The organism is Gordonia sp. N1V (assembly GCF_029269935.1).
In the GTDB taxonomy this organism is placed as follows: Bacteria; Actinomycetota; Actinomycetes; order Mycobacteriales; family Mycobacteriaceae; genus Gordonia; species Gordonia polyisoprenivorans.
Genome location: NZ_JARJDD010000009.1, coordinates 69,799 through 95,679, shown reverse-complemented (window position 1 = coordinate 95,679; position 25,881 = coordinate 69,799). Strand labels below are relative to the sequence as shown.

The following is a 25,881-nucleotide window of genomic DNA, read 5'->3' as shown; positions in this document are numbered from 1 at the left end:
GCCGATCAGCGCCCGGGTCAGCCCGCGGCCACCGCGACCGGCTCGGACTCGTGTGCGTCGCCGATCGGCCGCCGGACGTTGATCAGGAGCCCGGCCACCAGCGCCACACCCGCGAGAATGGCTGCGGCGACATAGAATCCGATGCTCTGACCGTGAACCATGGCCTGTGCCTGCAATACCTTCGCGTCGGCCGGTCCGTGCACCGAGGCCATGTGGCCGGTGATGTAGGAGGCCGTCGCGGTGGCGGCGATCGTGTTCAGCAGGGCCGTACCGATGGCGCCGCCGACCTGCTGTGAGGTGTTGACCATCGCCGACGCCACACCGGCGTCGCGTGGCTCGACGCCGTAGGTGGCGAGATTCATCGAGGTCATGAACACCGTGCCCATCCCGCAGCCGAGCAGGAACAGAGCCGGGAAGATCACGCTCCAGTACCGGGTGGAGTCGGCCGAGATCTGGCTCAGCAGAAGCATTCCGCAGGCCGCGATGAGCGCGCCCGGTACCAGCAGGAACCGCGGCGGCACCCGGGTGATGAGCCGCGCCGCGATCTGGGTGGAGCCGACCAGCATGCCACCGACCATGGGCAAGAAGGCAACTCCGGCACTCAGCGGCGAATAGTGGTGCACCACTTGCATGTAGAGCGTCAGGAAGAGGAAGGAGCCGAACATCGCGATCACCGACATCGCGACGCTCAGATAGGCTCCACCGCGCGCGCGGTCGGCGACAACCCGCAAGGGCAGCAACGGATGTCGGTAGCGCGCCTGCCATCCGACGAACGCGGCGAGCAGTACCACCGCGGCAATCAGGCAGATGACGGTCCCGGTGTCGCCCCAGCCCTCCTCGGCCGCACGACTGAATCCGTACACGACCAGGGCCAGTCCCCCGCCGCCCAGGACGACGCCGAGGACGTCGAGGTGGGTGGCATTGTCGTGGGCCCGCGGCGGCTCCTTGATCTCGACGATCGCACCGAACAGCGCGACGGCGGCGAAGACCACGTTGATGTACATCGTCCAGCGCCAGTCGAGGGTCTGGGTGAGCAGACCACCGAGCAGCAGGCCGACCGCGGCGCCACCACCGGCGATCGCACCGAAGACACCGAAGGCGCGGGCGCGTTCCTTGGGCGCGGTGAACATCACCGTCAGCAGCGACAACGCGGCCGGGGCGAGCAGCGCACCGAACGCACCCTGCAAGGCCCGCGCGCCGAACAGCATGCCCTGGTTGACCGCCGCCCCGCCCAGCGCGGAGGCGAAGGCGAATCCGACGAGACCGATCATCAGCGCGCGCCGACGGCCCCACAGGTCGGCGATGCGACCGCCGAACAGGAGCAGACCACCGAAGGCCAGCGCGTAGGCGGTGATGACCCACTGCTGGTTGGCGTCACTGATACCGAGGTCGACCTTGGCGTCGGGCAGGGCGATCTGGACGACGGTGCCGTCGAGGACCACCATCAGCTGGGCCAGACAGATGAAGACGAGGGCCTTCCACCGCCGGGGATCGGGTTCGGCGGAGGGCGAAACAGGTGAGGACATTCGAGAACTCGCTCTTGTCGACGTGCGGTGGACGCGTCGGCGCGATGCACCGACCTGGTGTGGTGATCCACGGACCAATATCCGGAGGACCGTACTCCGGATAGCGTACGCCGTCCGCCACGACAGCGAAACTCCTTTTGATTCCGGACGTTTCGGGACTCACCCGATTTCGGGCATATCGGCCATGTCGGCGCCGACAGCGCCCACTGTTTGGCCCACGGCGCTCGCCACAGCGCCGACAGCGCTCAGCTCAGTCCCGACAGCGCTCGACGAGGCGCCGTCGGCGTGGTGAAGAGCGCCGTCGCGGGCGGGGAGGGCGCCGTCGCGAGTGGGGAGGGCGCGATCGGGATTCGACGCGACGTGCAGACACCTGGACAATGGATCGGGTGACCGATGGACCCCTGATCGTGCAATCCGACAAGACGCTGCTGCTCGAGGTCGATCACCCCGACGCGGCGTCTGCTCGCGCAGCGATCGCCCCGTTTGCCGAGCTCGAACGCGCACCCGAACACGTGCACACCTACCGGGTGACCCCGCTGGCGCTGTGGAACGCGCGCGCGGCGGGCCACGACGCCGAGCAGGTGGTCGACGCGCTGGTCACCTACTCGCGCTACGCGGTGCCGCAGCCGCTGCTGATGGACATCGTCGACACCATGGGTCGGTTCGGCCGCCTCCAGCTGGTCAAGAGTCCCGTCCACGGACTGACGCTGGTGAGCCTCGACCGCGCGGTGCTCGAGGAGATCCTCCGCAACAAGAAGGTCGCCCCGATGCTCGGCGCCCGCATCGACGACGACACCGTCGTCGTGCACCCGTCCGAGCGAGGACGACTCAAGCAGATCCTGCTCAAGGTCGGCTGGCCGGCCGAGGACCTCGCGGGTTACGTCGACGGCGAGGCGCACCCGATCGGCCTCGACCAGGGCGACTGGCATCTGCGCGACTACCAGGAGATGGCCGCCGACTCGTTCTGGGCGGGCGGCTCGGGCGTCGTGGTGCTGCCGTGCGGTGCGGGCAAGACGATGGTCGGCGCGGCCGCGATGGCCAAGGCCGGTGCCACCACGCTGATCCTGGTCACCAACACCGTTGCGGGCCGTCAGTGGAAACGGGAGCTGGTCGCCCGCACCACCCTGACCGAGGACGAGATCGGCGAATATTCGGGTGAGCGCAAGGAGATTCGCCCGGTCACCATCGCCACCTATCAGGTGATGACACGAAAGTCCAAGGGCGAGTATAAGAATCTCGATCTCTTCGACTCCCGCGACTGGGGTCTGATCATCTACGACGAGGTGCACCTGCTCCCGGCGCCGGTCTTCCGGATGACCGCCGACCTGCAGTCCCGCCGACGACTCGGCCTCACCGCCACCCTGGTTCGCGAGGACGGCCGCGAGGGCGACGTGTTCTCCCTCATCGGCCCCAAGCGCTACGACGCGCCGTGGAAGGACATCGAGGCCCAGGGCTGGATCGCGCCCGCCGAGTGCATCGAGGTGCGGGTGACCCTCACCGACGAGGAACGTCTGCAGTACGCCGTCGCCGAGAACGAGGCGAAGTACAAGCTCTGCTCGACGGCACACACCAAGGTCAACGTCGTGCGGTCGATCCTGGCGCGTCACAGCGACTCTCAGACGCTGGTCATCGGCGCCTACATCGACCAGCTCGAGGAACTCGGCCGCGAACTCGATGCCCCGGTGATCCAGGGGTCGACCAAGAACAAGGAGCGCGAAGCCCTGTTCGATCGCTTCCGGTCAGGCGAGTTGCAGACCCTCGTGGTGTCCAAGGTCGCCAACTTCTCGATCGATCTGCCCGAGGCGTCGGTGGCCGTGCAGGTGTCGGGCACCTTCGGCTCCCGACAGGAAGAGGCGCAGCGCCTCGGACGCCTACTGCGACCGAAATCCGATGGCGGACAAGCACACTTCTATTCGGTGGTCTCCCGCGACACCCTCGACGCCGACTACGCCGCCCACCGGCAGCGCTTCCTCGCTGAGCAGGGCTACGCCTACCGGATCACCGACGCCGACGACCTCCTCGGGCCCACCATCGGTGAGGAATCGGCGGGCTGAGGCCTACACCTGCGCCAGGCAGTAACCCAGCGACAGGGGCTGCTCGAAGGTCCACCGCACCTCGCCGCTCGCGCAGGTCAGCGCGCTCGTGGAACGGTTGGTGACGCGGAAGGCGACGGTGCCCGCGGCGGCGGCCGACCCGCACGCCACATCGTGATAGTCCGATAGCGAGCCGCCCGAACTCGGGATCTGGTAGCACTCCTGCGGCACGAAATTCGGTGTGAGACAGAGTTTGTCACCCGAGTCACCGAAGGTCAGGCTGGCGTTGTGGTCGTTGGGGCAGTCGGCGGAATCGGCGATGAAACCGGCCGCATAGAAGGTCATCGCCGGAGTGGCGCAGTCGACCTTCGACGTCGACACATTGCCCTGCGCATCGCGGTCTCGGCCGATCTGCACGCAGTTGCCCACGGTGATCTGACTCGCGCTGGTGACGGTGGTGGGTGCCTCGGTCACCGGCGGCCGGGTGTAGGGCGTCGTCGTCCCGGGCGCGGCACCGGTCGTCGACGCGCTGCCCGATGATCGCGCGGTCGTGTCGGAGGACGAGCCGGAGATCAGGTTGGCCACCACCACCCCGGCGATGATCACGACCACCAGAGCCACGAGCGAAACCAGAACGATCGTCACCGTTCCGCGCGAACGTCGCGCAGGCGGCATCGGATAGCCACCGGTGAAACCTGGGTGACTCGGCTGGCCGGGTTGACTCGGCTGGCCGGGCTGGTTCGGTTGGCCCGGGAATGCACCCGAGGGTGCGGACTGCGGAAAGTACTGCGGCGGCGGCGCATACGGGGACACCGGCGGTTGGGGCACCGGCGGCGGGTACACCGGTGGTGTCGACGGTGCCACGGGTGGTGTCGACACCGTCGGGCGTGCGGTCCGGATCACCTCCGTCGGCCCCGGTACCGGGGTCCCGACCCGGGTGGGCGAGGCACGCAGGGCACGCCCGAGTTGTTCGGCGAGTTCGCCGCACGAGCCGAACCGGTCGCCCGGTGTCTTGGCCAACGCGCGGTGCATGACCTCGTCGAGGGCCGCAGAAGTGCCCGGCCGCAACGACGACACCGCGGGCGGGGCGCTGCTCAGGTGCGCGGCGATCACGTTGGCCTGACTCGTCCCCTCGAATGGCGGCCTGCCGCACAGGAATTGGAACAGGGTGGCCGCCAGCGAGTACTGGTCGGCCTGACCGTCGACCTCGGCACCCAGCAACTGTTCGGGTGCCACATAGGCCACCGTGCCGAGAAACATGTTGGCCGAGGTCAGATTGCTGACATCGCCGGTCGATTTGGCGATCCCGAAGTCGGCGAGCAGAACCCGCGGCGGCCTGGCGGTGTCACCGCCGTCGGCGGAATCGTTCTCGGCGATCAGGATGTTGGCGGGTTTGACGTCGCGGTGCAGTAGCCCGCGCGCATGTGCGGCGTCGAGGGCTGCCGCCACCGCGGTGGCGATCGCCGACACCAGCATGGGATTGAGCCCGCGGGGGCTGCGCCGCAACAACTCCCCGCCGTCGACACCGTCGATGTACTCCATGGCGAGCCACAGATGTCCCTCGTACTCGCCGGAGTTGTAGATGGTCACGATGTTCGGATGCACGATGCTCGACGCGAGTTCGGCCTCGCGCATGAATCGCTGCCGGAACATCGGGTCGCGGCTGAGATCGGACGGCAGGATCTTGACCGCCTCGTTGCGCGGCAGGCTGGGATGCCGGGCCAGGTAGACCTCGCCCATCCCGCCACGCCCGATCAGTCTCGTGATCGTGTAGCCGGCGAACGAGTCACCCGGTTGGTAGACCACCCTCGACAGCCCTCCTCGGCACGACGGAAGCGGATACGCGCCCTCCACACGGCTCGCGCCGGACGGTCAGCCCTGGTCACATTACCGGCTGCGCCACGCCGACGACGTCGGTGTCGGGTGTTCGGGTGTCCTCCGATCGGCTGCTCGACCGACCGCGCACTCACACCTCCCGTAGGCAGTACCCGATGGATTTCGGCGCGCGAAACGACCAGGTCGTGTCCTCGTCTGCGCAGGTGATCGTCTCGTCCCCGCGCTGCACGGCACGCGCGACAATGGTCCGGTCCTGCGCCGGTTCACCGCAATCGACCTCGCGATAATCGGCGAGGTCGCCGCCGATCGGTATCCGGTAGCACTTGCCGGTGGCAAAGTTCGGTGTCAGACAGAGACTCTCGCGGTCGGCACCGAAGGTGAGCGTCGAGGTGTTGGCGGCGTCGCACTCGGCGCCGTCCGCGACCTGCCGGGCCACGTAGAAGGTGAGACCGTCGGAGTCCTCGCACGACGCCGCCGACGCGGCGACCTTGCCGGGATCGTCGTCGGGGCCGAGCGCCAGACATTCGCCGACGCCGATGTCGTCGGGATCGTCGATCGCGTCGGAGCCGAGACTGACGTCGCACGCGGCGACCAGCGCGAATCCGAGACACCCGGCGACGACGGCGGCACGCCAGGCCAGACGTCGACCGGGCCGGGCGAGCGGCTCGATGACCGGCTGGTGATCGAATGTGGTGTTCATGGGGGGGGTGTCCTCTCGGGGTCTGCGGTTGGTGCCGCAAGCATCGACCGACCCGCTTGCACCCTCCTTGGTGTCGGCATGGAAGCGGCGACCACCGAAGAACTTGGTCCGGAGCGGTCACCGGAGCCGATGTGACAGCCTGAGACCATGGCCACCGTCACCCGCCTGCGCCCGTTCACCGCCACGATCTTCGCCGAGATGTCGGCCCTGGCCGTCACCCACGACGCGGTGAACCTCGGCCAGGGGTTCCCCGACACCGACGGCCCGACCTCGATGCTGGCCGCCGCGTGCGCGGCGATCAATGGCGGCGCCAACCAGTACCCGCCGGGAATCGGCGTACCGCGGCTGCGCCGTGCCGTCGCCGAACACCAGCGGGCGTACTACGGTCTCGACTACGACCCCGACTCGGAGGTGCTGATCACCGTCGGCGCGACGGAGGCGATCGCGGGAGCGATCGTCGGGCTCACCGAGCCGGGCGCCGAGGTGATCATGGTCGAGCCCTACTACGACTCCTACGCCGCGACCGTCGCGATGGCCGGCGGGGTACGGCGCACCGTGCCGCTGCGTCCCGACGGCGACGGCTTCCGCCTCGATCGCGATGCGCTCGCCGCGGCGTTCACTCCGCGGACCGCGCTGGTCCTGGTCAACTCCCCGCACAATCCGACCGGCACCGTCCTGCACGACGACGACCTCGCCGAGATCGCGCGGCTGTGTCTCGAACACGACGTCGTCGCGGTCACCGACGAGGTGTACGAGCACCTGGTGTTCGACGGACGCACGCACACCCCGCTGGCCACGCTGCCCGGCATGCGCGAGCGGACCCTCCGGATCTCCAGCGCCGCCAAGACCTTCAACTGCACCGGCTGGAAGGTCGGCTGGCTGTCCGGCCCGGCCGAACTCGTCGCCGCGGCCCGCGCGGCCAAGCAATTCATGACCTACGTCGGATCGGGCCCGTTCCAGCCCGCCGTGGCCCACGCACTCGAGTCGGAGATGGACTGGGTGACCCGCAGCGCGAACGCCCTGCAGGCCAAGCGAGACCTGTTGTCGGCGGCGCTGTCCGACGCCGGATTCGAGGTGCACCGCAGCGAGGCAACCTATTTCGTGTGCGCCGACCCGCGCCCGCTCGGAATCACCGACGGCGAGGCGTTCTGCCGGACCCTGCCGGAGCGGATCGGGGTGGCGGCGGTACCGGTCAGCGTCTTCGCCGACGACAAGGAGCCGTGGCGGCACATGGTGCGCTTCGCCTTTTCCAAGCGTGACGAGGTGATCGCCGAGGCCGCGCAGCGGCTCCGGCGGCTGTGATCAGATACGCACCAACATCTTTCCGACGTTCTCCCCGCGCATCATGCCGAGGAAGGCGTCCACCGCGTGGTCGATGCCGTCAACCACGGTCTCGTCGTGGACGATCTTCCCGTCGGACAGCCATGCCGCCATCTTCTCGTTGAACTCGCGGGCGAGGCCCATGTACGACGGCAGGGTGAAGCCGCGCAGGGTCAGGCCCCGGGTGATGATGTTGCTCATGTTGCGCGGCCCGGGCTGTGCCTGCGTCTCGTTGTAGGAGGAGATGGCCCCGCACAGCGCGGCGCGGCCGCCGTTGTTGAAGACGTCGAGCGCAGCCTCGAGATGATCGCCGCCGACGTTGTCGAAGTAGACGTCGATTCCGTCTGTTGCCAGCTCCCGCAACTGCTTTCGCACCGGTGCCGCCTTGTAGTCGAGGGCGGCATCGAAGCCGTAGCGGGAGGTGAGCAGGTCCACCTTGGCCGGCCCGCCCGCCGAACCGATGACCGAGGCGGCACCGAGCAGACGTGCGATCTGCCCGGCCACACTTCCGACGGCGCCCGCGGCTCCCGAGATGAACACGATGTCACCGTCTTTCAGCCCCGCGACCGCGGTGAGTCCCACGTAGGCCGTCATCCCGGTGAGGCCGAGAACGCCGAGGTACACCGATGTCGCTGAGCCGGTGGGCGGTTCGGGCACCGCGGTGAACTCGGCGGCCGGCGCCTGGGCGACGTCACGCCAACCGAGCTGATGCAGCACGAGGGTGCCGACGGGCAGATCGTCGGCCTTTGACGCGACGACCCGGCCGACCGCACCGCCGGTCATGGTCTCCCCCAGGGCGAATGGTGGGACGTAGCTGCGGGTGTCGATCATCCGCCCGCGCATGTACGGGTCGACGGAGACGAACTCGTTGGCGACGCGGACCTCCCCCGGAGCGAGGTCGGCAAGGTCCACGGCGACCGTGCGGAAGTCATCGGGGGTGGGCCAGCCCACCGGCCGGTTCACGAGTTGGATCTGGGTGCTGGTCGAGGTGGTCATCGAATTCTCCTTGAAGGTGTGGATGTCGGGGTGTGTATGTCGGGGTGTGGAGTCCGAACGAGGCTCACAGCGCGAGTGTCACGCCGAGCAGCACGAGGGCGATCAGGGGAAACGCGAGCTGGGTGAGGGCGGCGCGGGCCTTGTCGGGCGAGGAGACGAGCAGCACCAGCCCCGCGGCCAGCATCGAGCCGGCACCGGCGCCGATCAGTGCAGCGCCGACAGCATGGTCGGCGAACCAGCAGGCCACGCCGATGACGACGATGATCGCCAGGAAGAGGTTGTAGAACCCCTGGTTGAACGCCATCTCGCGGGTGGCCTGCGCCTCCTGCGCGCTGGTGCCGAAAGTCGCGCGGGTGCGCGGGTGGGTCCAGAGAAGGGATTCGAGCACGAAGATGTAGACGTGCAACGCCGCGGCCAGGGCTGCGACGACGATCATGGCGACGGCCATCGGGTACTCCTCCACAATTGTGCACTGTTCGTTCCAGAACTATACTAGAATGATCGTTGCACAATTTGTCAACCCTCGATCACCGGAGTTCACATGGGACGCCCCGCCGGATACGACCCCCAGCAGCTGATCCGCCAGGCACGCGATCTGTTCTGGCGGCGCGGCTTCGACGCCGTCTCGGTCGCCGACGTCGAACAGGCCACCGGTGTGGGCCGATCGAGTATCTACCACGCCCACGGCAACATGCGGGGCCTCTTCGATGCCGCCGTCGAGGACTACCTCGACACCGTGGTCCGTCCGCGCCTGCAGCCGCTCACCACCGACCCGGTGGCACCCGAGGCGATCCTGGACTTCCTGACCGCACTGAGCGCCGCGATCGGCACACTGGCGTCGAATCCCGATGCACCGCAAGGCTGTCTACTGCTGGTCAGCGCCGCGGCTCCGATCGGCTCGGATACCGCGGTGCACGAGGTGATCGCCGGTTATCACCGCGAGCTCACCGACGCGATCGGCCACGGGGTCGACGCCCTGCTCCCCCGGGCCAACGCGAGGGTGCGGCGGCAACTGACCCGGCTCACCGTCGCCGCCGACATCGCCGCGTTGTCGTTGAGCCGGATCGATCCCGACGCCGCGCGGGCGACCCTCGACGCCGCCGCCGAGGCGCTGCGGGCGCAGGCGCGCAGCGAGCGCACAGCTCAGTAGTGCTGCGCACCACCGTCGATCGAGATGTGCTCGGCGGTGATGAACGCCGACTCGTCGGACGCGAGGAAGGCGACCACGTTGGCGATCTCGTCGGCCTCGGCGACGTACTGGTTGAGAAACACCATGCCCATCCCGGCGAGCCGCGGGTTGGCCTCATTGGTCTGTTCGATGCGTTCGCGCATGCTGCCCGACCCCATCGGGGTGTTCACCGCACCGGGGTGCACGGAGTTCACACGGATGTTGTGGGCGCCGAGCTCGGCGGCGAGACCACGGGTCATCCCGACCGGGGCGTGCTTGCCGGTGGTGTAGTGGATCATGAAGGGCTGCGCCTTCTTCCCCGCATACGTGCTGGTGATGATCACCGATCCACCGCCACGCGCGATCAGCGGATCCACGGTGGCCCGGACCGTGTTCCAGACCCCGATCACGTTGATGTCGATGGTGTCGCGGAGCTCTCCGCGGTGATCTCGTCGTAGGTCTGGGGAATACAGATCCCGGCATTGGCCACCACGATGTCGAGGCCGCCGAACCTCTCGACGCCGGCCGCGACCGCCGCGGTCAGCCCATCGGCGTCACGCACATCACATTGGGTGAGAACGGCTGTGCCGCCCTGTTCCTCGACAAGTCGCGCGGTCTCGGCGAGGTCGTCGGGGGTCGCGGAATAGTAGGGCACGCCGGGCAGCGGTCCCGCGAGGTCGACGCCGATGATCCCGGCGCCCTCACGTGCCAGGCGCACGGCGTGGGCGCGGCCCTGTCCGCGCGCCACACCGGTGATGAAGGCGACCTTGCCCTCGAGTCGTGTCATGTCGTTCTCTCCTTCTCCCGGGGCGTCACATCGGCAGCCCTTGCTCCATCAGATCGATCGCCTCGAGCAGAGAGGCGAGCACGCGATCGTCGCGCGGATCGTCGACCTGCTCGGCGATGTGGAACATCACCCCGGCGGTCGCCGCAATGAAGACGTGCAGATGCGTGTCGTCCTGCGGCACACCGAGATAGTCGGCGAAGTACTCGCGGGCACGGATGATCGCGGCGTCGGCCTCGATCTGATTGGCCATCCGCAGGGCCGGCTCGGACTGGATCAGGCGCATCCGCTCCGCACTCGACGCCCACGGATCGGCGGTCGCGATGCGGTACTGCGCACGGACCATCGTGCGCAGCAGATCGAAATGCCCGAGACCCGGCGGGATCTCGTTCATCGCCGCGACGCGCGCGTCCTCGAGATCGTCGCCGATGACCACCTGCTCCTTGGACGCGAAGTACCGGAAGAAGGTGGTGTGGGAGACCTCCGCCTCGCGTGCGATCTGCTCGACGGTGGTCTGCGCGTAGCCATGTCGGGCGAACAGCCGCATCGCGGCCTCCCGGATGGCCGACCGGGTGCGCACCTTGTTCTGTTCACGCAGCCCGGCCGGACGATGCGACACACCCGTCATCGAGCTTTTTTTATTGTGGGATGCACCGTCAGCTCGGCGCCGACGCGACGACGGCTTCCTTCTCGCCCGACAGTCCGCGGTCACGGACCGCACCGCCCTCGATGTCGAAATCGAAGACCAGCTTGTCGAGCCAGCGCGGCAGCCCCCACGCCCGATCACCCAGCATCGCGATCACCGCGGGCACCACCGTCATGCGAATGATGAAGGCGTCGAAGAAGACCGCGATGGCCAGGGCGAATCCGAGCATCTTGGACGTGGTGTCGGGCGCGAGCATGAACGAGGCGAAGACGCTGATCATGATGACCGCGGCCGAACTCACCACGCGCGCACCGTGCCGGTAGCCGGCGATGATGGCGTCCTTGGCACTCATGCCGTGGATGTACTCCTCGCGCATTCGAGTCACCAGGAACACTTGATAATCCATTGCGAGACCGAAGACCACGCCGATCAGGAAGATCGGCAGGAACGACAGGGTGGGCCGGGTGTCGGTGATGATCCCGAGGTACCCCTCCTGGAAGATCGCCACGGTCACACCGAAGGTCGCGAGCACCGAGAAGATGAAGCCGATCGTCCCGACCAACGGAACCCAGATCGAACGGAAGACGCCGATCATGATGAGGAACGCGAGTCCGACCACGACCACCAGATACGGGATGAGTGCCTTGTCGAGCTTCGCCGACAGGTCCGACATGATCGCGGTCTGACCGCCGACGTGCATCTCGACGCCGCCCTTGGTGATGGTCGGACCCCAGTCGCGGATCTTCTCCATCAGGTCGTGGGTGGCCTGTGCCGACGGCGCGCTCTCCGGGGTCACCATGATCAGTGCGGTCGAGGCGCCGGTGTTCGGGTTCGCCCCGGTGCCGTTGCCGGTCCAGATCAGCGTCGCGGGGTTGGCGACGTCGGACAAGGTCTTGATGTGTGCGACGGCCTGCTCGGCGGCCGGTGCGACGTTGCCGTCGGCGTCGTGCACGATCACCAACAGCTGGCCGTTGACTCCCTCGCCGAATCCCTTCTGCAGCAACGCCGATGCGCGTGCCTCGTCGGAGTTGGACAGGTCCATGCCGAGTTCCAGCTTGCCGACCGGGATCGCGGCCAGGACGAGGATCGCCAGGCCGACGATGATGAACGGCAGCGGCCGTTTGACCACCGTCCGACCGAAGCGAACGCCGTTGGTGTCGGCGGTCTCGGACTTCTCGGCGTAACGGATGCCGGGGATACGCGGGGTGAAGACGAAGCGGCCGACCGCCCCGAGCAACGCCGGGATCAGGGTGAGCGCCGCGATCACCGCGATGACCACGGCCACTGCCGCGCCCGCGCCCATCTGGGTGATCAGCGGGATACCCACGACGGTCAGCGCCACCACCGCGATGACCACCGTCAGGCCCGCGAAGACCACCGCGGTTCCGGCGGTGCCAACCGCGCGACCGGCGGCGTCGGCGCGACTACCGCCACGTTTCACCTCGCTGCGATAGCGCGACACGATGAACAGCGCGTAGTCGATCGACACGGCGATACCGAGCATCGTGACGATGCCCGTCGCGGTCTGGTTCACCGTCATGAACTTGGCGCTCAGGGTCACCAGCATCATCGTCAGCGCGACACCGACGATGCCGGTGACCAGCGGGATGAAGGCCGCGATCAGCGCACCGAACGCGACGATCATCACCACGAACGCGACCGCGAAACCGATCAACTCGGCCTTGCCGCCCTGTTCCATGACCTGGACGAGCGAACCGGTGGCCTCGACCTGTAGTCCGTCGCCGCGGTGTTTGGCGAGAACGTCGAGGAGTTGCTGTTTCTGATCGACCGACAGGTCCTGCACATTCGTGGTGACCCCGACGCTGATCAGACCGACATGGCCGTTGTCGCCGAGGACCTTCGCGGCCACCGCCTGTTGCGCCTTGGCGGCGACGAGCGGGCTGACGACGTTCTTGGCGTCGGCGACGTCGGGCAGCTTCTGCAGATCGGCGGCCAGCGCGTTGAGCTGGTCGGCGTGCGCCTCGAGTCCGTTGTCGGCGTACACCACCACCGTCGCCGAACCACGGGACTGCTGCTCCATGACCTTCGGGAAGTACTGCTGCAACTGGCTGGTCGCGGTACCCGAGTCGGTGCCGGGCAGATCGAAGTCCTGCGCGAACTTGGGTTTGAGCGCGCCGACGAGGCCGGCCACGACGACGAGGGCGAGCAGCCAGGTCGCGATCACCCACCATTTGTGCCGAAACGAGAACCGGCCGAGCCGGAAGAGCAGTGAGGCCATGGCAATCCCCTGGACGTCGATGCGGACGGGTCGTCGATACAGCGGCGCGTCACCCAAAAGTGTGAGTGACTAACACTTGATACTGTGTACTCCGCTTTTCCGTGCTGCGCCACCAGCCTGCGCTGTGTTCCGGAACACTAGAACATGCATTCGATGCGCGCTAGTGTGGGCTCATGACCGTCGGCATGCAGGGTTCGCTCTTCGACCTCACGGGGACCGCCGGAGCCGCGCCGAGCCTCGGCGCGCTGGGGACCTCGGTGACCCGCCGCGAATTGTCCGACGGCGCCTGGGTCGATCTGCGGCCAGGTTGGATCGCCGATTCCCCCGCCCTCTTCGACGCCCTGTACGACGGTGCGGCCTGGCGTGCGGAGCGACGGCGCATGTACGACCGTGTCGTCGACGTCCCGCGACTGATCGCCACCTATCAGGCACACCATCGCCTGCCCGATCCCCTTCTGGCGCAAGCACGTTCGGATTTGAGTGCGCACTACCGCGAGGAATTGCCCGAGGGCTTCGCCACGGCGGGCCTGTGTCTGTATCGCGACGGTTCCGACTCGGTGGCCTGGCACGGCGACCGATTCGGTCGCGGCGCCACCCACGACACCATGGTGGCGATCCTGTCACTCGGAGCTCCGCGACCGCTGGCGTTGCGCCCCAGGGGCGGTGGTCCGTCGCTGCGGTTCGTCCTGGGCTCGGGCGACCTACTCGTGATGGGTGGCAGTTGTCAGCGGACGTGGGAACACGCCGTGCCGAAATGCCCCGGCGTCGGAGCCCGCATCAGTGTGCAATTCCGTCCGCCGGGTGTGTGGTGAGGCTCGCCGACCCTAGATCGGGTAGGAGACGCCGGTGAGCTTCTCCGACTCCGCCCACAGTCCGTCACGGATCGCTCGGTCGTTGGCGCGGCCGCTGAAGGCCGAGACCCCGGGCGCGCCGCGCATGCCGAAGAAGTGGCTCGGCCCGTAGAAGGTGCCGTTGACGACGTCCGGTGCGGTCGCGGCGTACAGCGTGGGCAGCGCGCCGTCGGCGGCCGATTGCGCGAACAGGTTGCCGATCTTCATCGCCGAATCCATCAGCGACTCGGTGTGGCCCTGCAGTTCGGTGGCCGCGTACCCGGGGTGGGCGATCAGCGAGAGCCGACCGTCGCCGTCCGCGGCGTCGAAGCGGTCGGCGAGGTCCATGCCGAACATCAGGTTGGCCATCTTCGAGTCACCGTAGGCCCGCCAGCGCCGGTAGCGGCGGTTGCGCCAATCGAGGTCGGCGAGATCGATGCGGCCGAGTTGGTGCAACCCCGACGACAACGTCACCACGCGGTCACCGATCTTGGGCAGGAGCAGACCGGTGAGCGCGAAGTGGCCCAGATGGTTGGTGCCCATCTGCATCTCGAAGCCGTCGGCGGTGCGCCGCAACGGCAGCGCCATCACGCCGGCGTTGTTGATGAGGACGTCGATGCTGCCGACCCCGTCGGCGAAGGCCCGGACCGACGCGAGGTCCGCGAGGTCGAGCGCGGCCACCCGCGCCCGGTCGCCGAGGCCGCGGGCCACGTCGTCGGCCTTGGCGGTGTTGCGGCAGGCCATGATGACCTCCGCGCCCGCACCGACCAGCGCCTTGGTGGTCTCGGCACCGAGTCCGGAGTTGGCCCCGGTCACGATGAAGGTCCGGCCCGTTTGATCCGGGATGTCGTGCGTCGACCAACCACTCATGGAATGCCCCTTTGTCGCTGCGGTGTGCTCCCTCTCACCCTGCCACGACATCGCCGAGATGCGAAGGAGAGCGGGCCGAGAGGCGGAGAAGAGCGGTGTGTCACCGCGGGCGTTTGCCGCTACCGCAGGCGCATCAGTCCGGCCGACCCCAGCCATTTCACCGGGCGCAACAGTCCGGAGATCACGTCGCCCACCGTGGGGGCGCTCTCGGGAACGAGATCGATTGGGCCGTAGATCTCGGTGGCCTCGGTGCGTCCGCGCACGACGCGTTTACCCAGCATCGTCCAGTGTTGCGCCTCGGCGTCGTCGGCGCCGGCGATGGCCGCCCCGCTCCCGAGCACCGGCACCCGACTGGTCTTGGCCATCTCCGACAGGCGTGCGCATTCGTTGACCGGGTCGCCGATCACCGTGTACTCGTATCGCCGTTCGGCGCCGATGTTCCCGGCGAAGGCGGTGCCGAAGGAGACCCCGATCCCCCAGCGGACGTCGAGGGCCTCGCTCAGGCCGCGCGCGAGGTCCCGGGCCGCGGCCAACGCCGCACCGGCGGGATCGTCGATCGCCACCGGCGCCCCGAACACCGCGAGCGCGGCATCGCCCTCGAATTTGTTCACGAATCCCCGGTGGTCGTCGACGACCTGCGCGACGATCTCGAAGAATTCGTTGAGCAGCGCCGCGGTGTCCTGTGGGCGGCGTTCCTGCGCGATGGTGGTGGAGCCGACGATGTCGACGAGCAACACCCCGACCTCGGCGTTGGTGCCGTGCAGACCCATCCCTCTCTCGATTGCGAGTTCGGCGACGGTGTCGCCGACGTGGCGGGCGAACAGTTCCCGCATGCGTTCGCGCTCGTCGAGGCCGGTGACCATCTCGTTGAATCCCTGCTGCAGCACCCCTAGTTCGGAGGAGTCGTACACGTCGACGTGGGCGTCGAGGTCGCCGGCATGGACCTTCTCCACCGCGTCGCGTAGTTCGGTGAGCGGATCGATCAGGGACTGGCCGACGAGGACGATGATGCGGGCGCCGGCAGCGAGTCCGACGAGCGCGAGAACCACACTCGCCCAGTCGATGTCGGCGGCCACCGGCGGAAGCATGTGCAGTCTGCGCCCGACGTTGAGGATGATCAGACCGACCATCGGCACAGCCGAACTGACCGCCCACACCGCGAACATCCGGCCCCGCACACCGTGCACGACGCGCGAGGTCGGGTCGGAGGCGAGCGCCACCATCATCAGTGGCCGAGAAGCGCGTTCGGCGAACAGATACGTCAGACACGCGCTCGACATGCCGGCCAGCGCGAACGCCACCGCCACGCCGAACACCGTTTCGACGGTGAGGGTTTCGGCGGACATGGCGATGTAGCTGAGCACCGACGCCGCCCACGCGATCGACGTGCTGAGCACCTGGAATGCCGGAATTCGTTGCACCGCAACACGACGCGCATGATCAGCGGGGTCGCCGGAGATGAACCAGCGGAATTGCGGGCGCAGCGTGAGAACCCCGAGGACCAGATTGACGACGATGCACACCACGATGGCGGTGACGATGCCGGGAAAGTTGGGCGCGCGCAGGGTCTCGTCGACCGTCAGCAGTCCCCCGTTGTACGACAGTTGCACCAGGAGGAAGGTCTCGAAACCGATTAGTGCGTTGCTGCCGACGATGGCGGTCGAGGAAATGGCGAGGGCGCGTGTCGCCAACCGGCGACGCCCGGCGGTACCGAGTTGCGCCCATTCGGTCGCCCCCGGCTCACCGACCGCGCCCCACACGAGGAGGGCGTAACGCCGCCGTGCCCGGCTCCATCGGGTCGCGGTGCTTCGGCGTGGGTGCCGGCCTTGCGCCAATGACGCTCCCACCCCGGAACTCGGTGATGAGGTCATGGGCCTTCCCTGAAGTCGATGTCACCTCAGAGATTACCCAATGGCGTGGATCACATCCGCGTGGTCGGCGCCATCGGCCGGGCTTGCGCGCGTCTCAGCGAACGGTCACCACTGTGTGCGCCGCCGCATCGGAAAGGATCTTGTAGATGTTGAAGATCGGCCGGTGGCTTTCGAATTGGGTGTCGTACGGGACACGCATCGTCGCGACGAGGTCGGCGAAACGGTGGTCCACCAGGTCGCGATAGCGCGGCAGCAGTTCGGTGGTCACGTAGCGCCAGCGCTGATCGAACACCGACCAGTCCCAGTTCGCGATCGGTGTCGTGATGGTCAGCGTCTTCCCGTTGGCGAGGCGGGTTGTGTGGACGAACGGAATGAAGTCGCGCAGCGCGGGTACGCCGGCCACCGACGGAGACCCGACCAGGGTCATTGCGTAGGTCAGTGCCGCGCCGACCCCGTCGGCCTTGCGGTAGTTGCGTACGTCGTCGAATTGCCAACCGACGACGTCGAACTGCTCACGATGCAGCAGGGTCGCATTGCCCGCGGCCACCCGGTCGGGATCCCCGGAGGCGATGCCCTGCCACGCGGTGGCGACGGCGTCGTCGATGATCCCGGCTCGGCGGAACTCGTCGATGCCACGCAGTCCGTCGCGGACGAACGCAACGTGCTGGGGCATGAGGTCGGTGAAGATGGCCTTCTGCATCACCAGTACCCGCTCGGCGAACCAGGTCAGGTCGGCGGGGGTGATCTTGTCGGCATGGTAGGCCAAGGTCTGTAAACCCTTGGGGAACACACCGATCAACCCCGGGCCGGCGACCGAGGTCGCCGTCTCGATGATCCGCGCGGCGAGCGGTTGCAGTCCACGGATCGCATAGATGTCACCGGCGAGCACGACATCGGCGATACCGCCGCCGAAGTCGGCACCGACCAGTCCGGCCATACCGGCCCATTGCAGGTTCCGATGGGCGATCTGGAAGTTCTCGTAGTAGCGATAGGACTTGATCATGTCGGCGCGAGTGGCCGCGAATCCCTTGGCGGGATCCCAACCGGTCAAGTCGATTCCGGCCTCAGTGGTCGCCTGCACCAAGCGATACTGGAACAGCAGAGCCGCATAGCGGTGGGCATCGAGACCGGACGCACGGGCCTCGGCGACCAACTCGGCGAGCCTGCCGAGATCGGTGGGCAGCGCGCGGTTGACGCCTCCGCCGTAATGGTCGGCGTACCGATTGGTCAGCGGCAGATCGAGATACGGGTCGAGGACAGCGGCGCGGGCAGGTCCGGCCACCACCGCGGACCCGGCCACTGTGCAGGCCAGCACGAGGAGCAGGATCAGTCGGCGCAGCGGGAATCCCGCCCTCTTCGGGTGCTCGACCCTTTGCATGCAGTCGATCTCCGTGGGTTCGGCGTTCGTGGCTTCGGCGTTCATGAGTTCAATTCCGTGGCCAGCCAGTCGACGGTGTGCATGCCGAACAGCTCGGTACCCCACTTGTAGATGTTGGTGACGAAAACGTCCATGCCGCAGTTCATTCCGTAGTACTGGGCGTCGGCGCCCTGCCGCACGTAGCGGGTCACCAGGTTCTTGGAGTCGGCGGCGGGGATCAGGGACATGAATGAGTTGTCGGCGTTGCAGGCCGAGACCAGCACCTTGCCGCGCGGGCGATCCCCGTGGCCGAGGGTGTTGTCGCGGTAGACATGCGCGAACTCGGGGATGTCGGCGGGGGCTTGCCCGCTGGTGAACAGGGTCTTCAGCGGGACCAGCGGCGGCATACCGAAATACGCCATCTGACAGGACTTCCGGTAGACATCGGCGAGTGCGCGGCCGGCCGGGTTCAGTTTCGCGTCCAACGCCATCTCGGGGTACTGCGCCTCCAGTCCGAGCAGCGTGGCAAAGACGAATCCGGTGCCGAGCCGACCGTCGGCGAATCTGATGAAGTTCTTCTGGTCGACCGCCATACCCTCGAGCATCGTTGCCTTGAGATTGATCTCGGGTGCGTAGCGGGCGACGTTCTCGGCGGCGAAGCCGGCGCCGACCCCGCCTCCGGCGACGCCGAAGATCCCCACCGGATTGCGCGGATTCAGCGCGGCCGGGCCGACCCGATATGCCGCACGGACACCGTCGAGTAACGCGTGGCCTGCGAACTTTCCGGCGAAGACGCCGTGCGGTGACGGATCGGCGTCGTTGCCGATATCGGAGATCACCACGGCGAGTCCGCGCTGAAACATCAGTGCCAGCGGCCCGAGCGCCGACCACGCCGACGCCTCGCCGAGCGCGCCACCGCTCCACTGGGTCGACGGATGGCATTTCGCACCGACCGAATCGTTGGCCTCCTGGTAGGCGACCACCGAACGCGAACCGTTGGGCTTGCCGTCCTCGGGGATCATGACGACGCCGGTCGAGATCACCTTGCGTCCCCGAACGTTCTCGGTGACATACATGATCTTGTAGGCGGCCACGTGCGCAGGCTTGACCCCGGCGAACAACACGTCGAAACGCTTGGCCTTCAACAGGGTTCCGGGCTTGACGTCCTGCGAGATCGACGGCTCGACGTAGAAGGGATCGTCGGCGGCCAGACCTTCGAAGTCTTCCTGCCCGGTCGCGAGGCGTCCGTCGCGGAAGGTGCCGAGCACATAGCCGCCGAAGATCGTCCCGAGTACCGGCGGGGTCAGCGGCACCGCACCCGAGTAGGTCGGCGGCTCGTCGGCCGCGGCAACACCCGGGATCTGGAACCACACCACGAGCACGAGGACCACGAGACCGACGATTCCATCTGCCCTTCCCCTACTGGCACTTCTCGACACCCCGGCACGTGACCGCATGCGGGCCCACCCCTTCTCGCTCACCGAATCCCCCACATCGCTGCGGGCGTGACCCGCCGCCAAAGCGGTGGCGCGAACTTACCTGAGAGTAATCTGAGGTGCAATCGGCGCCGGCTTGCCGATTCGCTGCAAATAGCCTGTTCAGGGTGATTTCTTGTCAGATTTGCTCATACTCGGAGACGTCGAACGTGATGAGACGCACACTCACATTCGTCTCAACGAACTCTTCTCGGACGCCAGAACTCAAGTGGTCGGGTCCCAGAGACCGACTGCGTCTCCGGTGCGCAGGTGCTCCCGATACACGTCGGCCTTCCAGTCGATGATGTCGCGGGCATCCCGCAGGGCGTGGATCTGCCTGTCGACCCGGCGTCGCTGTCCCTCGAGAATCTCCAGCCGTTCGGCTTCGTTGCCCGAACCTTCGCGCACGAGCGCGGCGAAGCGCCGGAGATCTGCCAGGGGCATGCCGGACTCACGCAGGCGGGTGCAGATGCGTAACCAGTCGATGTCGACCTCGCGGTAGCGGCGCCGTCCACCGGATGTTCGCTCGATCGGACCGATGAGCAGATCCTCGCGCTCGTAGAACCGCAGTGCGTGGACGCTCATGCCGACCGCGTCGGCAACCTCGCCGATCGAATATGACGCCTCCGCATCGTCGACCATCGCGCCTCCAGCTCTTGACCTAGAGAGAACTCTAGCTTCTAGGTTCGGGTCATGAGCATCGTCCACCAGTACCCTCTCTCGACCGGATTCAATACTGCGAGCACCACATCGGAGGTGATGAGCGGCATCGATCTGCACGGACGAACCGCACTCGTCACCGGCGGCTACTCCGGACTCGGCTTGGAGACCACCAACGCATTGGCCGCTGCGGGCGCCCACGTCATCGTCCCGGCGCGACGGGGACGAATCGCACGCTCGATGCTCGACCACCTCCCACGCGTCACAGTCCTCGACGACGTCGACCTCGGAGATCTGCACCGGGTTTCCCAAGCGGCAGACCACCTTCTCGCCGAGCTGGACTCGATCGACCTCGTCGTCGCCTGTGCGGGCGTGATGGCGACCCCGCGTCGGCCAGTTGGACCGGGGTGGGATTATCAGTTGGCGGTCAACCACTTCGGACACTTCATGATGCTGACCCGCCTCTACCCACTACTCGCCAGGCGTGGTGCACGGGTGGTCGCCTACTCCTCGGCAGGCCACCATCTGTCCGACATCCGTTGGCACGACCTACATCTGCGCGCCGGCTACGACAAGTGGGTCTCGTACGGCCAATCCAAAACAGCCAACGTACTTTTCGCTGTTGCTCTTGACGAGATCGGCCGCGGCGAGGGCGTCCGCGCCTTTGCCGTGCACCCGGGCAAGATCATCACCGGTTTGCAGCGCGAGTTGTCCTCTGCCGAACAAACAACACTGGGCTGGACCGACGCGTCCGGCAACGTCGTGGGCCACGACTTCAAGACACCCTCCCAGGGAGCCGCGACCGGATTGTGGGCGGCCACCTCCGCCGCACTCGACGATCGCGGCGGACTGTATCTCGAGGATTGCACGGTGGCCGCACCCGCCGAACCCGACGGCGAGATGGACGACGGAGGGGTCCAGCCCTATGCCGTCGATCCCGTCGCTGCCGAGCGGTTGTGGACACTGACCGCGGCGATCACCGCATGCGATGTCAACCCACTCCGGAGACAACAAAACCGCCCGTGACCAGGCGGTTTGCGGTGCCCCCAGTAGGGCTCGAACCTACGACCTGCGGATTAAAAGTCCGTAGCTCTACCAACTGAGCTATAGGGGCGTTACCCTCGGCGCCGAGGGCGGAAGCGAGTTTACCTCGCGCCGAACAGGTCGCGGACAGGCGGTGTCCGCTTCGCGTGTCGAACCCAAGAAAACGCCTTTGACGTGGCGATTTGTGTTTTCCGCGCGCGGTGTCCTAATCTGAGTCGGCTCCCAACGGAGCCCTCCCGAACGGAAACCGGCCCCCTTCGTCTAGCGGCCTAGGACGCCGCCCTTTCAAGGCGGTAGCGCGGGTTCGAATCCCGTAGGGGGTACGCTGTTCGCCTCGGTGAACAGATAACTGAACAAGGCCCTGTGGCGCAGTTGGTTAGCGCGCCGCCCTGTCACGGCGGAGGTCGCGGGTTCGAGTCCCGTCAGGGTCGCCAAAGGTCTCGGTGTTCGTACCGAACCTTCCGGCCAGGTAGCTCAGTTGGTACGAGCGTCCGCCTGAAAAGCGGAAGGTCGCCGGTTCGATCCCGGCCCTGGCCACCTGGAAAACCACCTCTCGAAGGTGGTTTTCTTTGTTTCCGGGTGCAGAGCGAGCATGAACTCCATGCAATCTCCGCGTGTCCGACAGTGTCCGCCACGACGAATCATGTTGTGCCGAAATCACTTTTCGTCCAAGGTTGCCGGTGGCACCCGATCGCGTCGGCAGGAAACACACAGCCAGGATCGCTACTCTGCCGCGTATGACCCGGCTGCGGTGGGCAATTCCGGCGGCGTTGCTGCCCTTCTTGTTTGTCGCCGCATGCGGTGGGGCGGCAGCCACATCCGACCCACGGCCGGTCACCACCCGATTCGTCACGTTGCCCGACAGCGACGGCGGACATCCGGTCCCCTTCACCCCGACGACCGACCACACGTATCGGCCGGGCGTCACGATCGTCGACGCGACGGCATCCGGTCCGGCGTCGCAATGCACCCTCGGCTGGCCGGTCACCTCGTCGACGGGCAGCAGCGGCGACCTGACGGCCGGGCACTGCGTAAGCGGCTTGGGCCACCCCACGTGGCTCTACACCGATTCGTCCGAAACGGGCCGCCTACCCCTCAGCCCCTACGAACTACACGAGGACGACACCATGGCCGACGGCACCATGCTCGACGCCGCGGCCGCGTTCCTACCGCCGACTGCGACTGCAGCACAATGGGTCACCACCATCGACGGTCACCCGATCGCCGGCGTCGTGACACCCCGGGAAGCGGCCACACTGCCTCGGGGAACACCGGTCTGCATGGCCGGCGCACGCGCGGGCCTGACGTGCGGGCCACTACTCGACGCCAACACGCGAAGCCTCCACTGGGGTGGGTATGCCGTCGTCGGCGACTCGGGATCAGCGGTGTTCGTCGTGAACCCCGACCAGAGCGTGTGCGCGGTGGGCATCCTGCACGATGGCCCCGCCGACCGCGACAACACGATCGCCTACGTAGAGCCCGCACTCCAGAAGTGGGATCTGACGATTCCGGTCACCGCGCCACACCGATCGTCGCCGTGCTGAAATCCATCCGAAAAAACTTTCGACAACCTCTTGCCAACCCGACAAACCCGGCATACACTCGAACACAACAACACACAAACACGTGTTCGCTAGCGCCGGGGGGGTGGGAAATGATGGTCGACACCGCGTTACCCGACGTGTCGGGGTTGTCGACCACCCAGAAAATCGCCCTCGCCCACACGCTGATGGACGAGTTGGCCACCGATGATTTGACCGGGCTGTCCAACGATGACCTGGTCGCGGTCGCTCAGTCCACCGAACGGTTGATCACCCGCATCACGGTCCAAGGGGATCGGCAGATCGTCGAATTCTCCGACCGCCATCTGGCCCGCGAGTACGGGTTCGGGTCGATCACCGACGCCATGATCGGCCTGTTGCGGATCTCGGAACCGTGGCGGCGGTGGAAGCAACTGAAAGCGACCGCCACGTTCCACACCTTTACCGGTGAGGTTGCCGCCCCCAAATATCCGGCACTCGCCGAGGCGATGGCCTCCGGTGCGGCCGGCTCGTCGCATGCGGCGGTGGTGATCGACGTCCTCGACCGTATCCCGGCGGCAGTGCCGTTCGACGAGAAAATGTCGGCCGAGGAGACGATGGCCCGCTACGCCCGCACCCACACCCCCTCCGACCTCCGGATCTTGGGGGCACGGGTGTTGGCGCACCTCGACCCCGACGGCGACCTGACCGACGATGCGGATCGGCAACGCCGCCGGCAGATCCGCATCGGCCGCCAAGACGCCCAGAAAATGAGCGGGTTGTCGGGGCAGATGACCCCGACCCTGACCGCGCACCTCGAAGCCGTGTTGGCGATGTGGGCGGCCCCCGGAATGAACAACCCCGCCGACCCCGATTCCCCCACCGGCAGTCGCGAAGACGCCGACCCCGACGCGTTGACTGCCGCGGCAGCCCGCGATCACCGCGACCAGGTCCAACGCAACCATGACGCGTTGGAGGCGGTCCTGCGCGCCGGACTGGATGTCGGTCTCGGCCCGCAGTCGCATCGCGGGCTGCCACCGCATCTGATCATCAAAGCGTCGCTGTCGGAGTTGATTGCGCAGACCGGGATGGGCGTCACCGCGACCGGCACCCTCCTCCCAATCCGGGATGTGATCGCGTTGGCTTCTCACAGCCAGCCGTGGTTGGCGGTGTTCGACGACCACACCCGCCTGCCCCTGTATTTGGGTCGGGCGCGGTTGGCGAGTCAAGGCCAGCGGATCGCCCTGTTCGCCAAAGACGGCGGTGAGTACTGCTCGTTTCCCGGATGCACCCAACCCGCCGCGCACGTCGAAATCCATCACGCCACCACAGACCACGCGAAAGGTGGGCTCACCAACATCGGTGACCTCGCCCCCGCCTGCGGCAAACACAACCGCATGGTCGGCGACGGCCCCGGACAGTACACCACCGGGATCTACCGCGACGGGCCGTGGGCAGGACGATGCTGGTGGCGCAAAAACACGCCCGTCGGGGCAGCGACACCGAACCCGAAACGCACCAACGCACTCCCCGACGTCGGCACCACCTATGCCGACGCGCTGGCCCGCATCCGGGCGGAACTGCACCCACCACCCGACCCACCACCAAGTGGGGCCGCTGCCAGTGCCGATACCGATCTCGCCGAGCGCGACGACCGGAGCTTGCTGGCGCCCACCGACCGAATCCGCCGCAGCCGAGTCCCGATCGGACACGGATACTACGACCTCGTTGAGATCCTCACCCCCGACCCCAGCCCGGACTCGCCGATCGAAACCCAACTCGCCCAACTACTCGGTGACCGCGGACTCTAGGCCCGGGGCGCACTTCCGTTCGGGGTCGGAACCAGCAGCGGTGCAACAGGTCTCGAGGCTCGTCGCTAACGCTCCTCGGCACCTCGACCAGCGAAAGAACGGCTCGTCGCTAACGCTCCTCGGCACCTCGACCACCGGGATGAAAGCGCTCCTCGGCACCTCGACCACCGGGACGAAAGATCCGCCGGGCTGCTCGACCACCGAAAATTGGCGCCCACCGGCTCAGCGGAAGCGCTCGCGTAACTCCGGGTTGTTCTCCCACCACAGTCCCGACGGTTGGTCGGACTCGGTCTCCGCTGCCGTCGATCGGGTGGACTCGCGTTCGGCCGCATCGAGTTCGGCGTCGGCGATCTCGGCGCGCCGACTCTCATCGGTGCGGAATCGGTCGAAGAGCACGAGGAGGAACGGCAGACCGATGACGTCGCCGAGCACCCAGAACACACCGGCCCCGATGGTTTGATCGGTCCGCAGCGACGGCCCCCACGTGCGGTGCAGCGCTTCGTAATACGAGGCGGCGAGGAGTCCGCCCTGCCACATCACCACGCCCAGGATGCCGTCGCCGAGAGTCTCGCCAAGGGTGGCGAGCAATGACAGGGATTGCGGATAGCGCCGTGGCACCGGGTCGATCTGCAACCGCGCGTAGAAGTATCCGAAGCCGCAGAGCACGAGCAACAGTCGGGTCACGGTGTCGACGGCGTCGGATCGCAACATCGCCGGATACCACCCGGTGAGATAGATCAGCCACGGCGTCACGATGACGCCGGCCGAGGTCACCGCCGGTGACGCGATCACCCGCGCCGCCCGCGTTCGGAGGCAACGATCGATCACTCTGCGTGCCGCAGACCACGACTCGCGGGCAACCGTCACCGGCATCCCGAGCGCGAGGCAGAACGGCACCACCATCAGCACCAGCACAATCTGCAGCGCTCGCACCCAGAACAGGGTGTCGGAGTACACGCCGACAAACCCGCACGCGCTGATCAGCCACACCGTCACGCCGACCAGGAACGGAACCGCCCGCCGCCATGGCAACGTCGACCTGCGCACGGCCACGACATAGGCCACCGCGATCAACACCACGACAACAGATGTGGGCACATCGACTCGCCACGACGACACCACCGTGTGCAGCGTCAAGGGAGCGAGGGCATCGGCCACAACCCGCGAGTATGCACCCGCGACGACTCGTTAATCG

At 67.1% G+C, this 25,881-nt stretch carries 20 protein-coding genes, 4 tRNA genes and 1 pseudogene; 10 read left to right on the top strand and 15 right to left on the bottom strand.

Annotated features, from left to right (window positions below):
- Positions 1–17: 17 nt before the first annotated feature.
- Complete coding sequence (locus tag P3L18_RS13725; RefSeq protein WP_014361285.1) at positions 18–1,526, bottom strand: MFS transporter; 1,509 nt, start codon at positions 1,524–1,526, stop codon at positions 18–20.
- Positions 1,527–1,912: 386 nt separating this feature from the next.
- On the opposite strand from P3L18_RS13725, the gene P3L18_RS13720 reads away from it, so the two are divergent.
- Positions 1,913–3,580 carry a DNA repair helicase XPB gene (locus P3L18_RS13720; protein WP_346348431.1) on the top strand — a complete coding sequence of 556 codons (1,668 nt, stop codon included), beginning with the start codon at positions 1,913–1,915 and terminating at the stop codon, positions 3,578–3,580.
- Positions 3,581–3,583: 3 nt separating this feature from the next.
- Here the strand turns inward: P3L18_RS13720 and P3L18_RS13715 are convergent, their stop codons facing one another.
- The gene (locus P3L18_RS13715; RefSeq protein ID WP_276114348.1) at positions 3,584–5,365 is read right to left on the bottom strand and encodes a serine/threonine-protein kinase; all 1,782 of its coding nucleotides are present in this window, start codon (positions 5,363–5,365) and stop codon (positions 3,584–3,586) included.
- A 160-nt stretch (positions 5,366–5,525) separates the two neighbouring features.
- On the bottom strand, positions 5,526–6,095 hold the full coding sequence (locus P3L18_RS13710) for a pyridine nucleotide-disulfide oxidoreductase (protein ID WP_276114347.1): 570 nt from the start codon (positions 6,093–6,095) through the stop codon (positions 5,526–5,528).
- Positions 6,096–6,242: 147 nt separating this feature from the next.
- Here P3L18_RS13710 and P3L18_RS13705 point away from each other — a divergent pair, with 147 nt between their 5' ends.
- Positions 6,243–7,397, top strand: coding sequence for a pyridoxal phosphate-dependent aminotransferase (locus tag P3L18_RS13705; RefSeq protein ID WP_276114346.1), 1,155 nt, complete (start codon positions 6,243–6,245; stop codon positions 7,395–7,397).
- Here the strand turns inward: P3L18_RS13705 and P3L18_RS13700 are convergent, their stop codons facing one another.
- Both P3L18_RS13700 and P3L18_RS13695 read right to left on the bottom strand, forming a co-directional pair.
- Complete coding sequence (locus tag P3L18_RS13700; RefSeq protein WP_276114345.1) at positions 7,398–8,411, bottom strand: NADP-dependent oxidoreductase; 1,014 nt, start codon at positions 8,409–8,411, stop codon at positions 7,398–7,400.
- A 64-nt stretch (positions 8,412–8,475) separates the two neighbouring features.
- Positions 8,476–8,859 carry a DUF1304 domain-containing protein gene (locus P3L18_RS13695; protein WP_079929043.1) on the bottom strand — a complete coding sequence of 128 codons (384 nt, stop codon included), beginning with the start codon at positions 8,857–8,859 and terminating at the stop codon, positions 8,476–8,478.
- A 93-nt stretch (positions 8,860–8,952) separates the two neighbouring features.
- Here P3L18_RS13695 and P3L18_RS13690 point away from each other — a divergent pair, with 93 nt between their 5' ends.
- Entirely contained in the window at positions 8,953–9,561 is a 609-nt protein-coding gene (locus tag P3L18_RS13690; RefSeq protein WP_014361291.1) for a helix-turn-helix domain-containing protein, read from the top strand.
- Here P3L18_RS13690 and P3L18_RS13685 read toward each other — a convergent pair.
- From P3L18_RS13685 to P3L18_RS13675, 3 genes and pseudogenes are all read right to left on the bottom strand, one after another.
- Positions 9,555–10,366: pseudogene (locus P3L18_RS13685) on the bottom strand (mycofactocin-coupled SDR family oxidoreductase). The gene P3L18_RS13690 and the pseudogene P3L18_RS13685 overlap by 7 nt on opposite strands.
- A gap of 25 nt (positions 10,367–10,391) precedes the next feature.
- On the bottom strand, positions 10,392–10,982 hold the full coding sequence (locus P3L18_RS13680) for a TetR family transcriptional regulator (RefSeq protein ID WP_014361293.1): 591 nt from the start codon (positions 10,980–10,982) through the stop codon (positions 10,392–10,394).
- Positions 10,983–11,019: 37 nt separating this feature from the next.
- Positions 11,020–13,248: an MMPL family transporter gene (locus P3L18_RS13675; RefSeq protein ID WP_276114344.1), complete on the bottom strand. Its 2,229-nt coding sequence runs from the start codon at positions 13,246–13,248 to the stop codon at positions 11,020–11,022.
- 173 nt (positions 13,249–13,421) lie between these two features.
- Between P3L18_RS13675 and P3L18_RS13670 the strand changes: the two genes are divergently transcribed.
- Entirely contained in the window at positions 13,422–14,060 is a 639-nt protein-coding gene (locus P3L18_RS13670) for an alpha-ketoglutarate-dependent dioxygenase AlkB (protein ID WP_079929041.1), read from the top strand.
- A 12-nt stretch (positions 14,061–14,072) separates the two neighbouring features.
- Here the strand turns inward: P3L18_RS13670 and P3L18_RS13665 are convergent, their stop codons facing one another.
- The 5 genes from P3L18_RS13665 to P3L18_RS13645 all read right to left on the bottom strand — a co-directional run bounded on the left by P3L18_RS13665 (position 14,073) and on the right by P3L18_RS13645 (position 20,293).
- The gene (locus P3L18_RS13665) at positions 14,073–14,948 is read right to left on the bottom strand and encodes an oxidoreductase (protein WP_014361296.1); all 876 of its coding nucleotides are present in this window, start codon (positions 14,946–14,948) and stop codon (positions 14,073–14,075) included.
- A gap of 119 nt (positions 14,949–15,067) precedes the next feature.
- Complete coding sequence (locus P3L18_RS13660; RefSeq protein WP_006367741.1) at positions 15,068–16,708, bottom strand: adenylate/guanylate cyclase domain-containing protein; 1,641 nt, start codon at positions 16,706–16,708, stop codon at positions 15,068–15,070.
- A gap of 205 nt (positions 16,709–16,913) precedes the next feature.
- On the bottom strand, positions 16,914–18,242 hold the full coding sequence (locus P3L18_RS13655) for a hypothetical protein (RefSeq protein WP_276114343.1): 1,329 nt from the start codon (positions 18,240–18,242) through the stop codon (positions 16,914–16,916).
- On the bottom strand, positions 18,239–19,567 hold the full coding sequence (locus P3L18_RS13650; protein ID WP_276114342.1) for a lipase family protein: 1,329 nt from the start codon (positions 19,565–19,567) through the stop codon (positions 18,239–18,241). The genes P3L18_RS13655 and P3L18_RS13650 overlap by 4 nt, the downstream gene beginning before the upstream one ends.
- 309 nt (positions 19,568–19,876) lie before the next feature.
- Positions 19,877–20,293, bottom strand: coding sequence for a MerR family transcriptional regulator (locus tag P3L18_RS13645; RefSeq protein ID WP_014361300.1), 417 nt, complete (start codon positions 20,291–20,293; stop codon positions 19,877–19,879).
- Positions 20,294–20,344: 51 nt separating this feature from the next.
- On the opposite strand from P3L18_RS13645, the gene P3L18_RS13640 reads away from it, so the two are divergent.
- On the top strand, positions 20,345–21,337 hold the full coding sequence (locus P3L18_RS13640; protein WP_276114341.1) for an oxidoreductase: 993 nt from the start codon (positions 20,345–20,347) through the stop codon (positions 21,335–21,337).
- A gap of 15 nt (positions 21,338–21,352) precedes the next feature.
- Here P3L18_RS13640 and P3L18_RS13635 read toward each other — a convergent pair.
- Positions 21,353–21,425, bottom strand: a tRNA-Lys gene (locus P3L18_RS13635).
- A gap of 180 nt (positions 21,426–21,605) precedes the next feature.
- On the opposite strand from P3L18_RS13635, the gene P3L18_RS13630 reads away from it, so the two are divergent.
- From P3L18_RS13630 to P3L18_RS13610, 5 genes are all read left to right on the top strand, one after another.
- A tRNA-Glu gene (locus P3L18_RS13630) sits at positions 21,606–21,678 on the top strand.
- A gap of 34 nt (positions 21,679–21,712) precedes the next feature.
- Positions 21,713–21,789, top strand: a tRNA-Asp gene (locus tag P3L18_RS13625).
- A 29-nt stretch (positions 21,790–21,818) separates the two neighbouring features.
- A tRNA-Phe gene (locus tag P3L18_RS13620) sits at positions 21,819–21,892 on the top strand.
- Between the two features lie 200 nt (positions 21,893–22,092).
- Positions 22,093–22,899, top strand: coding sequence for a hypothetical protein (locus tag P3L18_RS13615; protein ID WP_079929036.1), 807 nt, complete (start codon positions 22,093–22,095; stop codon positions 22,897–22,899).
- A 113-nt stretch (positions 22,900–23,012) separates the two neighbouring features.
- Positions 23,013–24,686 carry an HNH endonuclease signature motif containing protein gene (locus P3L18_RS13610; RefSeq protein WP_276114415.1) on the top strand — a complete coding sequence of 558 codons (1,674 nt, stop codon included), beginning with the start codon at positions 23,013–23,015 and terminating at the stop codon, positions 24,684–24,686.
- A gap of 222 nt (positions 24,687–24,908) precedes the next feature.
- On the opposite strand, the gene P3L18_RS13605 is transcribed toward P3L18_RS13610, so the two are convergent.
- Entirely contained in the window at positions 24,909–25,844 is a 936-nt protein-coding gene (locus P3L18_RS13605) for a cytochrome c oxidase assembly protein (protein WP_276114339.1), read from the bottom strand.
- Positions 25,845–25,881 lie beyond the last annotated feature (37 nt).